The sequence below is a fragment of the Polyangiaceae bacterium genome, assembly GCA_015075635.1.
GTDB lineage: Bacteria > Myxococcota_A > Polyangia > Polyangiales > Polyangiaceae > JADJKB01.
This window is the reverse complement of sequence record JABTUA010000002.1, coordinates 2,258,551-2,273,721: the sequence shown is the minus strand read 5'-3', so window position 1 is coordinate 2,273,721 and position 15,171 is coordinate 2,258,551. Positions and strand designations below refer to the sequence as shown.

Here is a 15,171-nt window from a genome sequence, read left to right as displayed (position 1 = left end):
ACACCAGAGGACTCGGGAGGCGAGATGATCGAGCGCCGCGGCTGGGGTGGGGCTTTGCTTCTGACAATCGGGCTATCGGCGTGCGGCGGTGACGACGACGTCGGGTTCGGGACTTCCACCGGTGGCACGGGCGGCGCTGGAACCGGCGGCAGCGGCGGCTCGGTAAGTGGCGGCGCCGGCGGGGCTGGCGGTGGCGTCACCGGAGGTAGCGGCGGCAGCGTGACCGGCGGCAGCGGCGGCAGCGTGACCGGCGGCAGCGCCGGCAGCGTGACCGGTGGTAGCGCCGGCAGCGTGACCGGCGGCAGCGGCGGCACGACCGGCGGCAGCGGCGGCACGCTGACCGGCGGCAGCGGCGGCACGACCGGCGGCAGCGGCGGCACGCTGACCGGCGGCAGCGGCGGCACGACCGGCGGCAGCGGCGGCACGCTGACCGGCGGCAGCGGCGGCACGACCGGCGGCAGCGGCGGCACGCTGACCGGCGGCAGTGGCGGCACGCTGACCGGTGGCAGCGGCGGTACGCTGACCGGCGGCAGCGGCGGCACGCTGACCGGTGGCGCGGGCGGCAGCGGCGGCGCGACCGGTGGTACGGGCGGTGGCGGTGGCTGCACCAGCGCCGCTCAGTGCAACGACAACGACGCCTGCACCACGGACGCGTGCGCGGCGGGTACGTGCACGAACACGAAGGTGGACGTGAACGACAACAATGCCTGCACCATCGATCTGTGCGATCCGACCACGGGCGTGAGCCACGTCGGGGAGCTGACGCTGTTCGAGGAGGACTTCAGCGACAACTCCGCCGGTTGGACGCTGGGAACGGAGTGGGAGATCAAGCCCGCGGTGGCCTCGTCCGGCGCGGCGCTCGGCGGCAACGATCCGGGGAGCGATCACAGCCCGAGCGCCGACAACGGCGTGGCCGGCGTGGTGATCGGCGGCTTCCCGTCGAAGAACGTCCACGGCTTCTACTACCTGGAGAGCCCGGCCGTGGACACCACCAAGGCCACGCCCGGCGCGTCCGTCGAGCTGCGCTTCTGGCGCTGGCTGAACGCCGACTACAACCCCTACATGCGCAGCCGCATCGAGGTCTGGAACGGCTCGGCGTGGACCGTGATCTGGAACACCTTGAGCCAGCCGTCTCCGCAGTTCCTGATCGACGCGCCCCCCCGGGGTATGGGCTGGTACCCGATGTCGTTCGACGTGTCGGCGTACAAGAACCCGCAGTTCAAGGTGCGCTTCGGCTTCGACGTCGGCAACGGCCAGGTCTACAGCGTCGGCGGCTGGACCCTGGACGACCTCGCGATCGTCTCTTCACCGGTGAAGACGGACGCCGATCAGTGCACGACCATGACCTGCAACACGGCGAGCGGCGCGCAGTTCGCGCAGCTCCCCACCAGCGACGGCAATGCCTGTACGATCGACACGTGCAGCACCTTCGGCGGGCTCAGCCACGTGCCGAAGTCGCGGCGCTTCTTCGAGGACTTCTCCGACAACAACGCCGGCTGGACGCTGGGCAACCAGTGGCAGATCGGCGCGGCGCAGAGCTCGAGCTGCGGCAACGGCAGTTGCGGCGGCAACGACCCGAGCTCCGACCACACCTCGACCAACGACAACGGCCTCGCCGGTGTGGTGATCGGCGGCTGCACGGGCACCGCGCAGCACGGCGACTACTGCATGACCAGCCCCAACATCAACCTGTCCACGGAGACGGGGGCCGTGAGCCTGGCCTACTACCGCCACCTGCACGCGGACTACAGCCCGTACATGGTCAGCCACGTCGACGTGAGCAGCAACGGCGGCGGCGCCTGGACGCAGATCTGGTCCACAGGCTCGGCGGCCTGCATCAACGACTCGTCCTGGACGCTTCAGTCGTTCGACGTCACGGCGTACAAGACCACGACCTTCCGCGTGCGTTTCTGCTACTCGATCCCGCAGTCGGGCGCCTTCGACGGAGGCGGGTTCAGCGTGGACGACGTGTCGCTCTACGATCCGGCCTGCATCACGCCCTAGTGCCGGAACACGCCGAAGCTCATGCTGCCCTCCACCGGGGCGGTGTGGGCCGCCGAGAGCGCGATCCCGACGACATCGCGGGTCGTGCGCGGATCGATGATGCCGTCGTCCCAGAGGCGGGCGGTCGCGAAGAACGGGTCGCTCTCCTGGTCGATCTTCATCTCGATCATCTTCTTGGCCATCTCGAGCTGCTGCTCGTCCACGGCGACGCCCTGCTTCTCTGCGGCTTCGCGCCGGATGATCTCGAGCACCCCGGCGAGCTGCTTGCCACCCATCACCGCGATGCGGTGGTTGGGCCAGGTGAAGAGCAGGCGCGGATCGTAGGAGCGCCCGCACATGGCGTAGTTGCCGGCGCCGTAGCTGGCGCCGATCATGATGGTCACGGCCGGGACGCGGCTGTTCGAGACGGCGTTGATGAGCTTGGCGCCGTTTTTGATGATGCCTTCCTGCTCGTACTTCTTGCCGACCATGAAGCCGGTGATGTTCTGGAGGAAGAGCAGCGGCACGTTGCTCTGGTTGCAGAGCTGGATGAACTGGGCGCCCTTGTTGGCGCTCTCGCTGAACAGGATGCCGTTGTTGGCCAGGATGCCGACCGGATAGCCGTGGAGGAAAGCCCAGCCGCACACCAGCGTGTTGCCGTAGAGCGGCTTGAACTCCGCGAAGCGCGAGCCGTCCACCAGGCGGGCGATCACCTCGCGGGCGTCGAACGGCACCCGCACGTCGGCGCTGGCGATGCCGAGCAGCTCGTCGGGGTCGTAGCGCGGCGGCTCGACCGCCCGTGCCGGCAGCGGTCCCGCCTTCTTCCAGTTCAGGTGGGCGACGATCTCGCGGGCCAGGCGGATGGCGTCGCGCTCGTCCTCAGCCAGGTAGTCGCTCACCCCCGAGACCTTGCTGTGCATCTCCGCGCCACCCAGTGACTCGTGGTCCGTCTCCTCGCCGGTGGCCATGCGCACGAGCGGCGGCCCTGCCAGGTAGACCTGCGCCTGCTGGCGCACCATCACGACGTAGTCGCTCATTCCGGGCACGTAGGCGCCGCCCGCCGTCGAGCTGCCGAACACCACGCATACCGTCGGAATGCGCTCCTCCGAGCGGCGCGTCAGGTCGTGGAAGCCGCGGCCCCCGGGCACGAAGATCTTGTGCTGGTTCGGCAGATCGGCGCCGGCGCTCTCGATCAGGCTGATCCCCGGCAGGCGGTTCTGCTCGGCCACCTCCGCCAGGCGGCGAGTCTTCTTCACGCCCAGCTCGTTGATGGCGCCGCCTTTGACGGTGGACTCGCTCGCGGTGATCACGCACTCGACGCCGCTCACGACGCCCACGCCGCCGACCATGCTGGCGCCGGTGGCGTGGTCGTCGACCTCGTGTCCGGCGAGAGCGCACAGCTCCAGGAAGTACGAGTCGCGATCGATCAAGAGCTCGACGCGCTCGCGGGGCAGGAGCTTCCCGGCCTTCTTGTGGCGCTGGACGTATTTCTCGCCGCCACCCGCCCGCGACTTGGCCAGCGCTTCGCCGAGCTTGTCCAGGCTCTGGAGATTCGCGGCGTAGTTGGCCTGATAGTCGGCGCTCTTCTTGTCGATCTTCGTCGGCAGGACCGGGTAAGGCTGCTCGGCACGCATGGCGGAGCACGCTACCTCACCCTCGACGCTCTGGGGAGAGCCGGACGCTCAGCGGCCATCGCTCGAGAGCACGCGGCGGGCCGTCGTCGCCAAGGGGCCCTCCGGGACGACGATGAAGCCGGCGCCGCGACGGTCGAGCAGCACCACCGAGCCCGCGGGCACGTCGGCGAGCGCGGCGCCGGGCGACGCGACGCTGCGAGCGTCCTTGCCCAGCCGGCGCTGGTGCTCCCACAGCGCCTCTTGTTGCACGACCGAGCGCGCGACCGGCCAGGCGATGCGGCATTCGCGGAAGCGCTCGATCGGGAGCTCGTCGGCCCCGCCGCAGGCCACGAGACTCTCGGCGAGCGCGCTCGGGTCGGCGGCGCTGGTTCGCCGGATCTCGGCCAGCCGTCCCGGCAAGGTGACCAGGAGCTCGAGCTGGCGCAGCGACAGCAGCAGCGCCCCGCCGATCAGCACCTTGTCGAGCCGCGCTGGCAGGCGCTTCGCGGGCCGATTCAGCCGCAAGTAGGCCAGCACGAGCAGCGCGACGAGGAGCGCCGGCGTGATCCAGCTCACGCGCAGCGCCTCGAGCTGGAAGGCGAGGCTGCCTTGCAGGGCCAGCTGTGCGGCGAAGGCCGCGCCCACGCCTGCGCTGCGCCGCACCACCACGTAGAGCACGAACAACGCGACGCCGTTCATCATGATGAACGGAACCCGCATCGCTCGCTCCGGATCCGTCGCATCCTCCAGGATGGCGATCTCGCCCGCGTCGAAGGGCACCGCGGTCGACAGCCAGTAGCGAAGCACCGCGCCACCGACCAGCGTCGCGACCAGCAGCGCGGCCTCCAGCCAGAACCGATCGCTGCGCTGCGCTGCGCCGCTCACCGCTGGGTCCGGTACATTTTGCGCCGCTCCGCCCGCGGGTCCTTTGGCAGAATCTCTTCCAGGAGCACGATCGGCTCGGGCATGGCTCGGGCGCATCTTACTCCTTCCGACAGGAGGTGAGTCATGTCCGCTGGAGGCGCGCGCCTCGCGTTGGTTGGGCGCCGGCTGGAGCACAACGAGAACCTCGGGCTCGGCTACCTCGCCTCGGCGCTGGAGCACGCGGGCTTTCGCGCCGAGCGTCACTACGTGAACGACGCGCTCGAGCTCGAGCGGGCCCTGACGGCCATCAGCGACCACCCGCCGGCCGTGGTGGGCCTGTCGCTGGCGGACGGCGGGTCGGCGCTCTTGCCACTGGCGCTGGGCGAGGCGCTCCACCGCTCGGGCTACTCGGGTCACGTCACCGCCGGAGGTCAGTTCGCGACGCTGGCCCGCGACTGGCTGCTCGAGCGGCACCCCTGGCTCGACAGCGTGGTGCGCTTCGCGGGGGAGGGGCCCCTCGTGGAGATCGTGCGGCGTTCGCTCGCCGGTCGGAGCGTGGAGGGCACCGCCGGTGTGACCACCCGAGAGGGTGACGGCGAGCCCGCGGACGTGTTGACTCCGCTCTCCTTGCGGCCGCTACGCGACGAGCTGCCCGAGATCCTGGGCCACAAGGCGGCGCACATCGCCGCGTCGCGGGGCTGCCTCGGCCGCTGCCAGTACTGCGGGCCAGCGGCGCTGCACACGCTGGAGCGCCGCGAAGGCGTGCGCGCCGGGCTGGCCAAGGAGGCGCTCACGCGGTCCGGCGTGGGGGGAGTGCGGCGGCGCGAGATCGATGCTGTCTCGGACGAGATGGCGGAGCTCTGGCACGAGCGGGGCGTCCGCTACTTCTACTTCGTGGACGAGCACCTCTTGCCCTACGAGGAGCCCGAGGCGCTCGACTACCTCCGGCGCTGGAAGCAGGCGCTCCGCGAGCGCGAGCTCGGGGCGTTCGGCATCGGCACCATGCTGCGGGCCGATCGCGTGACGCCGGCCGTGGCGCGGGCCTTTGCCGACCTCGGCCTGGTCCGCGTGTTCGTGGGGCTCGAGCTGGCGACGCCCGAAGAGGGCCAGCGTTTCGGGCGTAGACCACCGGGCGAGCGTGACCTCGCGCTGCTCGGAGAGCTCGCCGATCTGGGCGTGGTGACGGTCTCCAACCTGATGCTGGTGAACCCGTACTCGACCCCCGAGACCATCGCGCGCGGCATCGACCTGCTCGAACGCGTGCCGCGAGGGGTGTTCGAGGCGACGCGCATGATGGTCTACCACGGCACGCGGCTCCACCGGACGCTGCTCGAGGCGGGCCGGCTCATCGGCAACCCGCTCCGGTACGGCTACACGTTCGCCGATCCGCGCGTGGAGCGCTTCGCGGAGATCTTCATGCGCCTGCGCGCCGAGGCGTTCTGGGACTACAGCGTGGCGTTTCGCACCCATGACGCATTTCTGGCCGTGTCGTTGGCGCGGCGGCTCCGAGCCGAGCGCGTGGATCCCAGGCTCGTCACGCGCATCGAGCGAGCCCGGGCGCGGGTCAACCGCGTGTACGTGGACGCCTACCGCCGCGCGCTCGACCTGGCGCTGTCCGGCGGCGGATTCGCCGAGGCGGCGCCGCTGGTGCGGGCCCTGCGCCCGCAGGTCGGCGAGATCGAGGCGGAGCTCGCTGCCGTCGAGGCGGAGCTCGGCTGCCGCCGGCCCTTCGCGCCGATGCGCGCCGCTGCGACCTCCGTGGTGAGCTTCGTGCTGGCCGCGGCCTGCGCGCGCGAAGCAGCGGGCCCCAGCGTCGCGCCGACGGAGCTCGCCGCCGACACGGCCGAGGCGCCCGCCGCGCCGGCGGGCCCGGAGGTCGTCGCCGACGCCAGCGTCCCGAGCGAGGAGCTGAGCTACCCGGACGCCGCGGACACGAGCACCGCGCCCGCCAACGTCTGCTCGTCGGTCGAGCGCGAGAGGCTGGTGCAAGACGCCTTGCGCGTGGTCCGGGCCCGAGATGCCTGCTTCAGCGGGAACGTCTCGCTCGGTGAGCCGCCCAGCGCGAGCCTGGGCCTCGGCAGCCTGGCGGGCCCGGGGCGCCTGTGCCGCGTGCGGGAGCGGAGCGATCCACAGAAGGTGGGGCAGGCCCTGGCAGGGCGCGCCGCCCGCTGCACCGAGAGCGACGGCACCACGCTCACCTTCGGCGTGAGCGGCAAGGGTCAGACCGACGCGCAGGCGGCGGCCAACGCCGTCGCGAGGTGCGCGGTGATGGGCATGAGCCCCGCGGTGCGCATCGTGCTCGACGCCCAGGGTCGCGTGCAGCGGGTGGACGGCGGCCTCCCCGAGCAGGCGAAGTGCATCCGTCGGGTGCTCGCTGGCCTCCGCTTCCCCTGCCTCGCCAGCTTCGAGGTCTGCCCGGAGCACGTGATCATCGAGTGATCGAGGTGGCGTGGGCGCGCCGGTCGAGCGCAGCCACTCGGAGCCGAATCAGTCGTTCAGGCCCTTGCCAGCCAGGATCTGGGGGATGCACTTCGTGATCCGCGCGCTTCGCGTCTGAGACTGTTTCGCGCTCGTGAAGTGCATCACGTAGGCCCGCCGTCGTCCGGGGGTCAACGAGTCGAAGGCCTTCGCCAGCCGGCGATCACTCTTCAAGACCTTCGTCAGCTCCTCCGGGAGCACGAGCTCGCGTTTCGCCTTGAAATCGACCCGGAGCCCGGCTTTCTCGACCGCGATGGCTCGTTTCACGTAGTCGCTCAGCACGCGCCTCGTGATCTGCGCCTCGCTGGTGAACTCGAGACGCCTCGCGGACTGGGTGTTCTCACCCTGGCTGCGGAGCAGCCCGTGCGGATCCTCGAGCAGCGCACCCTTGAAGAACATCAGGGAGCAATGCGCCTTGAACGGTTGGATGATGGCGACGTTCTTCCCCTCGAACGAGAAGCACGGCTTCCCCCACTTCAGGTCCTCGTCGAGCCCCGAGGCCAGGAGGATGGCCCGAAGCTTCTGGATTTCGTGTCGCCACGTCTTGGCGCGGCTCACGAAGGCATCGACGCTGGCACTCGGCGCGCTCATGGCAGACCCCGACAGCTCAGCCCACTCTATCACGAGGGCCTGGCCTGCTCGCCGGCCACGCTGCGGGCGCGGCCGGCGAGCGCCCAGGCTCAGAGCGCCGTCACGACATCGGCGGACGCAGGGAACGTCCCGGCCGGGAAGGACTTGAGCTGAGCCCAATACGGGGTGGTCGTGGCGAGCGAGCCCACGACCCCGGAGCCGTCCGTCTTGTAGAAGAGCACCAGCCCGTTGCGCAGGGCGACCACGCGCGTGTACCCGGTCGCGAAGGTCCCGGCGGGGAAGGGGTGGTTGAAGATGTCGCTCGAGCTGCTGGCGGGCCAGCGCTGGAGGCGCCCGGCGCCCGTCGTCCCGACGTAGGAGAAGAGCAGCGACGTCGCAGGATCCGCGCAGAGCGCCAGAGTGGAGGCATCGACCGCGAGCTGGCCGGCGGAGCCCAGATCCGTCAGAGCCCCCGCGGCGGTGTAGCCGCGCCGGTACAGGGTCGTGTCGAGGCTCGAGTAGAAGTAGATGCTACTGCTGCCGGAGCACGAGAACACCCACTCGTAGCTCGAGGCGGAGAGGAAGCCCTGCTGCTTCAGGGCCCAGTCCGTCGCGCCCCAACCTCCCGAGATCCACTTACCGCTCGTATTGGTGTAGAAGAGGATGTCCCCTTCGGCTGCCTTCGTCGCGCGGTCGTAGGTCGTGGTGACGAAGGTCGTGTTGTTCTTCTGGCTCGAAGTCGTGTCGTTGGCGATCGCGACGTTGGCCGTCACCCCGGTGTACGAGTTGTGGAAGACGAGCTCGGCGCCAGCGCCCGCGAGCTTCTTCACGCTGGTCACCGTCGCCCAGCCGCTGCTGAACGGGAAGCTCGCCGCCGTGCGCTGCGAGCCGTCGATCTTCACCCAGCGCAAGCTGTTGGCGCCGTTGCTCGATTGGTAGAAGAGCACCCCCACCTCGTCCGCGGCGGCGGCGTTGGGATTGGAGCCCCCCGTGCCACCGGTCCCGCCGGTCGCGGTGCCGCCGGTCCCGCCGGTCGCGGTACCACCGGTCCCGCCGGTGGCCGTTCCGCCCGTTCCTCCCGTGCCGCCGCCCGTTCCTCCGCTGCCGGCCGCGCCGCCGCCGCCGGCCGCGCCGCCGCTGCCGGCAGCGCCGCCGCTGCCGCCGCCCGTGCCGCCACTTCCGGCTGAGCCGCCGCTGCCACCGGTCGCACCGCTGCCACCAGTCGCGCCGCTGCCGCCGGTCGCGCCGCTGCCGCCGGTCGCGCCGCTGCCGCCGGTCGCGCCGCTGCCACCGGTCGCGCCGCTGCCGCCGGTTCCACTACTTCCGCCGCCGTCGTCATCCGAGCCGCACGCAGCCAGTAGACAGGTGAGCACACCAATCGCGACACGCTTCATGAGCATTCAGCCTCCAGGTTGACGCTCACTAGCCGGTGCCGCTCGATGGCGCATCTGCCAGGTGGGAGGTCGCCGACGTCACTGGAAGGTGATGTCGCCCGCGGCCCCGCTGACGGATGCGGTCAAGGTCACCTCGCGGACGCCAGCCATCGCGATGGTCGTGTCGCCGGAGCTCACGCTCAGACCGCCGGAGCCGACAGAGAGCTTCTGCAGCAACGTCGTGGGCACTTTCCCCATGCCGGCGGCGGCGGCGAACGTGCACGCGACTTGTCGCGAGCCGGTGGCCACCAATACCCACACCGAGCCGGAGCCGCCGCCCGTCCACTGGACATCGAGGGCCTTCGCGCGATCGACCGCGAGCGGCATGCCGCTCACCAGCGTCGGCGCGGTGAGCGAGACGGCCCCCGCGCCGACGACGGTCCCCTCGAAGGCCGGCACCGTGTCACCGGAAGCCTTGAAGCTGAGGCTGGCTCCGTCGCTCCAGAGCAGCTGTTGCCCGGACACGGCGGGGTAGGTGCCTGCGCTCTCGGGCGTCAGCGTCACGGTCTCCGCGCCGCCGGTGATGGTGATCGTGCCAGCGCTGGCGAAGACGGCGGCGCCGCCGTCCTGCGGCGTGTACGTGCACTCCTGATACGTGCAGCTACCCTCGACTTGCTTGGTACAGGTCAGGAGGACGTCTCCATCGCTGTCGGGGAAGATCGCGTCGGCCTGGTAGCTGACCGTCGAGCCGCTCACGCTCTGCCGCAGGGTGACGGCGCCGATCTTCGGGCTGCTTCCGCCCGTGCCGCCCGCGGCGACGCCGGCTCCGCCACCGGTGGCGGAGCCCCCGCTCCCGCCGCTCGAGCTCCCGGCGCTGCCTCCGCTGGACGTTCCCGCCGTGCCACCAGTCCCGCTGCCTTCGTCGTCGGAGCCGCAGGCGCACAGGTAGACCGCGCACGAGACCAACAATGCTCGCTTCATCTGCTCGAGCTTGTCTCGGGGGAGCGCTTGCGCGCATCTCTCGGGTGGGAGGTTCAGAGTCCGGCGAGGAAGGAGACGAGGCGTACCAGTCCGCGCTGGCCGTCCACGCCGGTTCGCGCGTAGACCTGCTTCAGCTGGAAGCGCGTGGTGCCGGGTGTGATCTTCAGCCGCGCCGCCGTCTGGGCCGGCGAGTGGCCGGAGCCCACGAGCGCGGCGACCCGCGCCTCGGCGGGCGTCAGGCGATACAGGCTCCTGAGCGCCGCCTCCACGGCGAGCAGGTCGATGGGGGCGACGGGGTCGTGAACCAAGACCAAGACCGCTGGCCGCGGGCCCGGGATTCGCTTCGACGACACGGCCTCCGTCAACGGCGAGATACTGGCGACCAGCGCGGGCCCCGACGAGCGCTGGATCGCGAGGAGGGCCCGGGCCGGGCCGGGGTGCTCCTCGGCACTTGGAACCGCCCCACGAACGCCGCGCGACAGCTCCGCGTCGCTGATGGGGCAGACGGCGTGGAGCTCACCAGAACGGGAGCAGAGCGCATCGCCGGCACGCAGCAGGTGCTCGGCTGTGGGATTGGCCGACGCGATCCGCCCAGACGAGTCCAGCACGAACAGACCGACGCGAGTCAGGTTCGGTCTTCCTTGGAGCCCTGCGGTCTCGAGCTCCGCCAGCTGGCGTTCGACCCAGATCGCCTGGCGAAAACGCGGGATGAGCGCGTCGAGCTGGGCTGCGTCGATGGCGTCGAAGCAGCGCGCCCCGTCGGCACGCATCACCGCGAAGGTGGTGATGCCGGATGTCGACTTCTCGACCACCCCACCGACGATCTCTCGCAGCCCATGGGGTCTGAGCAGGTCACGATAAAACTCCGAGCGCTTCAGGACTTCGTCGGGAACGAGCGCCTGGCTGGGAACGCAGCGCCCGAGCGGGAGGCTCCGAGCGCCGGGCATCCAAGGGTCGTGCTGGTGGAAGTGGTCCAGGTAGGCGCGCTCGAACGCGGCGGGCAGGCCCCACCACACCTGATGAACCTGCTTGTCTGCGTCCTCGAACCGGAGGCCGCACGCCAAGCCGTCGAACGCTCCGCCCACGGCCTGGAGGACCGAGCTCCAGCGCTGGGGATCCACTGCGACCTCGTGGAGTTGCGAGGCCATCGCAGCGACGGGTATTTGCACGCTCTCATGATGGCGGCTCCCGCGTGCGGCCTCAAGTCGAGACACACCTCCCAATTGGGAGGTGTGTGACGGATGGCAGGGCTTGCCAACCACGCGCCACGCCGAAACGCGACGGTGGACCTGGCAGCACGCAGCGCGCCCCAAAACGTGGGTTTTCCTGGGGTTTGCCGACGCCGCCAACGCCCGGGGCGAAAGTGTTAGGCTCCGCGCCATCGATGACGACCGAGCCCGTCTTTCGCATCGAAGTCGCCGTCCGTCCCGAGCTGCCTGACGCCCGCGGCGCGGGGGTCGCCGAGACCGTGAGGAGCTTCCTGGGCATCCCGGTAGCGCGCGTGCGCACCCGGGATGTCTACTGCATCAGCGGCGACCTGAGCTCGGCCGAGGCGGAGAAGGTCCGGGCGGAGCTGACCGATCCGGTGCTTCAGGTGGGCGCCCTCGGGCGGCTGGAGGGCGAGCGCTTCGACTGGGCACTCTCCGTCGGCTTCAAGCCGGGCGTCACCGATCCCGTGGGCAAGAGCGCCAAGGTGGCGGTCGAGGACACCCTGGGTCGCAAGCTGCCCGACGCCGCCGCGGTCTACACCTCGACGCTCTACCTGGTGGACGGAGTGGACCGCGGGCAGGCGGAGCGCATCGCGCTCGAGCTCTTGGCGAACCCGGTGATCCAGACCACGCGCATCGAGTCCCACGACGAGTGGCGCGCGTCGGCCCCGGACCTGTCCGTGCCGCGGGTGCAGAGCCACGACACGCCGCGGGTCGCTCGCATCGACCTCTCCGGCAGCGACGCGGAGCTCGAGCGTCTGAGCAAGCAGAAGCTCCTCTCGCTGTCTTTGGCAGAAATGCGGGCGATCCGCGACCATTTCCGGGCGCAGGCGGCCGGCGAGGCGCGAAAGCGCGCTGGCCTCTCCGAGCAGCCGACGGACGTCGAGCTCGAGTGCCTGGCGCAGACCTGGAGCGAGCACTGCAAGCACAAGATCTTCAACGCCACGGTCACCTACCGCGAAGGGGACGGGGCGCCGGAGACCATTCGCTCCATCTTCAAGGCCTTCGTCCGAGGCACCACGGAAGCCGTGGAGCGCGCGCTCGTCGAGCGCGAGGGCAAGAGCTGGCTCGTGTCCGTGTTCCACGACAACGCCGGCGTGGTCGAGCACGACGAGCAGCACCACCTGGTCTACAAGGTCGAGACACACAACTCGCCGTCCGCCCTCGATCCTTACGGCGGGGCCATCACCGGAATCGTCGGCGTGAACCGCGATCCCTTCGGCACAGGCCTCGGCGCCGAGCTCCTGAGCAACGTCTGGGGCTACTGCTTCGCGTCACCGTTCCACGCCGGGCCGCTGCCCAAAGGACTGCTCCACCCGCGCCGCATTCGCGACGGGGTCCATCGCGGCGTGATCGACGGTGGCAATCAGAGTGGCATTCCGTACGGGCGCGGCTGGGAGCTCTTCGACAGTCGCTTCTTGGGCAAGCCTCTGGTGTTCTGCGGCACGGTCGGCGCGCTGCCGGTGACCATCGCGGGTCGGCCGGGGCACGAGAAGGGCGCGGAGCCCGGCGACGCCATCGTGATGGTCGGCGGGCGCATCGGCGCCGACGGTATCCATGGCGCGACGTTCTCTTCGGCGGCGCTGGACGAGAGCGCCCCGATCCAGGCGGTGCAGATCGGCGATCCCATCACGCAGAAGCGCATGTTCGACTTCCTGCTCGAAGCGCGCGATCGGGGCCTGTACCGCGCCATCACCGACAACGGCGCGGGCGGCCTCTCGTCGAGCGTGGGCGAAATGGCCGAAAAGCCCGGTGGAGCCCGGCTCGATCTGGAGCAGGCGCCGCTCAAGTACGCCGGGCTCGCGCCCTGGGAGATCCTGCTCAGCGAAGCGCAGGAGCGCATGACTCTGGCCGTGGCGCCGGATCAGGTCGGAGCGCTCCTGGAGCTGGCCGCCCGGCGCGAGGTCGAGGCCACGGTCATCGGAGAGTTCACGGATAGCGGCAATCTCGAGGTTAGATTCCGAGGCGAGACCATCGGTCTCCTCGACATGACCTTCCTGCACGAAGGGGATCCGGATCTCGACCTGACCGCGCGCTGGGTGCCGCCGCGCTTCGCCGAGCCGGACGACCCGCCGCCGGTCGATCTGGGCGCGACCCTCACCGAGCTGATCGGGCGCTTGAACGTGTGCTCGAACGAGGAGAAGGCGCGGCACTACGACCACGAGGTGAAGGGCCTGACGGTGGTGAAGCCCTTCGTGGGCGTCGCCGCCGACGTGCCGGCCGAGGCCAGCGTGTTCCTCGTGCGCCACGGCTCGCTCTCGGGTTACGTGCTCTCCGAGGGCGTGAACCCCTTCTACTCGGACATCGACTGCCACGCGATGGCGCGGGCGGTGGTGGACGAGGCCGTGCGCAAGCAGCTGGCAGCGGGCGCTCGGCTCGACCGCATCGCGCTGCTCGACAACTTCTGCTGGCCCGATCCGGTCGCCTCCGCCGACAACCCCGACGGCGAGTACAAGATGGCGCAGTTGGTGCGGGCCTGTCGGGGTCTGTACGAAGCGGCGGTCGCCTACGGCGCCCCGTTGATCTCGGGCAAGGACTCGATGAAGAACGACTCGCGCATGGGCGGCGTGAAGATCAGCGTGCCGCCCACGCTGCTGGTGTCGGCCATCGGGCGCATCGACGACGTGAACACCGCGCTGACCCTGGAGCCGAAGCTCGCGGGGGATCTCGTCTACCTGCTCGGCACGACCCGCGACGAGACCGGTGGCAGCGAGTACTACCGCTACCGGGGAGAGCGCGCGGGCCAGCACCCGGCGCTCGGACAGCCGGCGCCGTTCGTGGGCATGAAGGTCCCGCTGCTCGATCTCGAGGCGACGCGCCCGCTCTACCGCGCGCTCGAGTCCTCCATCCGCGCTGGCCTGGTGCGTTCGGTGGCCGTGCCCGCCAAGGGGGGCCTGGGCCTGGCCCTCGGGCGCATGGCGATCGCGGCGAAGCTCGGGCTCGACGTCGATCTCGCGGCGGCGCCCGATCTCGACGCCTTGGCTCCGGACGTGGCGCTGTTCAGCGAGTCCGTGGGGCGCCTGGTCGTGACGATCGTGCCGAGCGCGGCCGCGGACTTCGAGGCCCGGATGTCCGGGACGGCGTGTCGCCGCATCGGCGGCGTCTCGGCTGCACCCCGCGTGGTGATCCGGAGAGGCGGGGCGCTGCTCTGCGACGTGGAGGTCGGGGCGCTCGAGGCGGCGTTCAAGCGCACGCTGGGAGGTGCGGCGTGAAGAAGCTCGCCGACGACCTCGCGCTCTTCGACGGCCTGCCCGCGGCCGAGAAGGACCGCCTGCGGCGCGAGGTGCGCGTGCTGGTACTGACGGGCCTGGGACTGAACTGCGAGGCCGAGACGGAGGCGGCGTTCCGATTGGCCGGGGCGCGCCCCGAGCGCGTGCACCTGCTCGACCTGCTCCAGGGCACGGCTCCGCGGCGCCTGGCGGAGTTCCCGGTGCTGGCGTTCATCGGGGGCTTCGCCTTCGGTGACCACCTGGGCGCTGGCTTCGTGTTCGCCAACAAGATCCGCTATCGCCTCTACGACCAGTTGCTGGAGTTCATCTCGCGCGGCGGGCTGGCGCTCGGGGTGTGCAACGGTTTTCAGACCATGACGCGGCTCGGCCTGCTGCCGGGGCTCGACGGCGACTACCGCACGCCCCGCGCCACGCTCGCGCCCAACGACCGGCCCGGCTATCGCGACGCCTGGGTGAGTCTGGGCTTCGACAGCGCGTCGCCGTGCTTGTGGACGCGCGGGCTCGGGCGCATGGACCTCCCGGCGCGACACGGCGAGGGGAAGTTCCTCGCGTCGGAGCAGACGCTGGCGCTGCTCCGAGAACAGCACCAGGTGGTCGCGCGCTACCTCGGTCCGGATGGCGCGCCGACGCAGGACTGGCCGGCGAACCCCAACGGCTCGCCGGACGCCATCGCGGGCATCTGCGATCCTTCGGGGCGGCTCTTCGGGCTGATGCCGCACCCCGACGCCTTCCTCTATCCGTTCCACCATCCCGACTGGGCGCGGCGCCGAGCGCTGGGTGAAGCGCCCAGCGAGGGCGCGGGCCTGGCGATCTTCAGGAACGGGGTGGACGCGGCGGCGGCCGCGCTCGCCTGAGTCTTGGCGCGGGCTCT

The 15,171-nt window shown here is 70.7% G+C and carries 10 protein-coding genes; 4 read left to right on the top strand and 6 right to left on the bottom strand.

Annotation, left to right across the window (positions count from 1 at the left end; genetic code table 11):
* The first annotated feature begins 24 nt into the window (after positions 1-24).
* A complete protein-coding gene (locus tag HS104_26345; protein MBE7483486.1) occupies positions 25-2,004 on the top strand; it encodes a hypothetical protein in 1,980 nt (659 codons plus the stop codon).
* Here HS104_26345 and HS104_26340 read toward each other — a convergent pair.
* Both HS104_26340 and HS104_26335 read right to left on the bottom strand, forming a co-directional pair.
* The gene (locus HS104_26340) at positions 2,001-3,617 is read right to left on the bottom strand and encodes an acyl-CoA carboxylase subunit beta (protein MBE7483485.1); all 1,617 of its coding nucleotides are present in this window, start codon (positions 3,615-3,617) and stop codon (positions 2,001-2,003) included. The two genes, HS104_26345 and HS104_26340, sit on opposite strands and share 4 nt — an antisense overlap.
* Before the next feature lie 48 nt (positions 3,618-3,665).
* Positions 3,666-4,481 (bottom strand): hypothetical protein, encoded by an 816-nt coding sequence (locus HS104_26335; protein ID MBE7483484.1) that lies wholly within the window; start codon positions 4,479-4,481, stop codon positions 3,666-3,668.
* 123 nt (positions 4,482-4,604) lie between these two features.
* Between HS104_26335 and HS104_26330 the strand changes: the two genes are divergently transcribed.
* Positions 4,605-6,899 (top strand): radical SAM protein, encoded by a 2,295-nt coding sequence (locus HS104_26330; GenBank protein ID MBE7483483.1) that lies wholly within the window; start codon positions 4,605-4,607, stop codon positions 6,897-6,899.
* Between the two features lie 48 nt (positions 6,900-6,947).
* Here HS104_26330 and HS104_26325 read toward each other — a convergent pair whose 3' ends face one another.
* The 4 genes from HS104_26325 to HS104_26310 form a co-directional block, all read right to left on the bottom strand.
* Positions 6,948-7,529 carry a YdeI/OmpD-associated family protein gene (locus HS104_26325; GenBank protein ID MBE7483482.1) on the bottom strand — a complete coding sequence of 194 codons (582 nt, stop codon included), beginning with the start codon at positions 7,527-7,529 and terminating at the stop codon, positions 6,948-6,950.
* Positions 7,530-7,618: 89 nt separating this feature from the next.
* Positions 7,619-8,902, bottom strand: a complete 1,284-nt coding sequence (locus HS104_26320; GenBank protein ID MBE7483481.1) for a hypothetical protein — start codon at positions 8,900-8,902, stop codon at positions 7,619-7,621.
* Between the two features lie 78 nt (positions 8,903-8,980).
* On the bottom strand, positions 8,981-9,862 hold the full coding sequence (locus HS104_26315; protein MBE7483480.1) for a hypothetical protein: 882 nt from the start codon (positions 9,860-9,862) through the stop codon (positions 8,981-8,983).
* A 53-nt stretch (positions 9,863-9,915) separates the two neighbouring features.
* A complete protein-coding gene (locus HS104_26310; GenBank protein MBE7483479.1) occupies positions 9,916-11,010 on the bottom strand; it encodes a helix-turn-helix transcriptional regulator in 1,095 nt (364 codons plus the stop codon).
* Between the two features lie 236 nt (positions 11,011-11,246).
* On the opposite strand from HS104_26310, the gene HS104_26305 reads away from it, so the two are divergent.
* Complete coding sequence (locus HS104_26305; protein MBE7483478.1) at positions 11,247-14,282, top strand: phosphoribosylformylglycinamidine synthase; 3,036 nt, start codon at positions 11,247-11,249, stop codon at positions 14,280-14,282.
* A 59-nt stretch (positions 14,283-14,341) separates the two neighbouring features.
* A complete protein-coding gene (locus HS104_26300; protein MBE7483477.1) occupies positions 14,342-15,154 on the top strand; it encodes a phosphoribosylformylglycinamidine synthase subunit PurQ in 813 nt (270 codons plus the stop codon).
* Positions 15,155-15,171 lie beyond the last annotated feature (17 nt).

Coding starts and splice junctions, on each gene's coding strand:
- HS104_26345 (MBE7483486.1), top strand. CDS start 25: ATGATCGAGCGCCGCGGCTGGGGTGGGGCTTTGCTTCTGACAATCGGG.
- HS104_26340 (MBE7483485.1), bottom strand. CDS start 3,617: ATGCGTGCCGAGCAGCCTTACCCGGTCCTGCCGACGAAGATCGACAAG.
- HS104_26330 (MBE7483483.1), top strand. CDS start 4,605: ATGTCCGCTGGAGGCGCGCGCCTCGCGTTGGTTGGGCGCCGGCTGGAG.
- HS104_26325 (MBE7483482.1), bottom strand. CDS start 7,529: ATGAGCGCGCCGAGTGCCAGCGTCGATGCCTTCGTGAGCCGCGCCAAG.
- HS104_26320 (MBE7483481.1), bottom strand. CDS start 8,902: ATGAAGCGTGTCGCGATTGGTGTGCTCACCTGTCTACTGGCTGCGTGC.
- HS104_26315 (MBE7483480.1), bottom strand. CDS start 9,862: ATGAAGCGAGCATTGTTGGTCTCGTGCGCGGTCTACCTGTGCGCCTGC.
- HS104_26310 (MBE7483479.1), bottom strand. CDS start 11,010: ATGGCCTCGCAACTCCACGAGGTCGCAGTGGATCCCCAGCGCTGGAGC.
- HS104_26305 (MBE7483478.1), top strand. CDS start 11,247: ATGACGACCGAGCCCGTCTTTCGCATCGAAGTCGCCGTCCGTCCCGAG.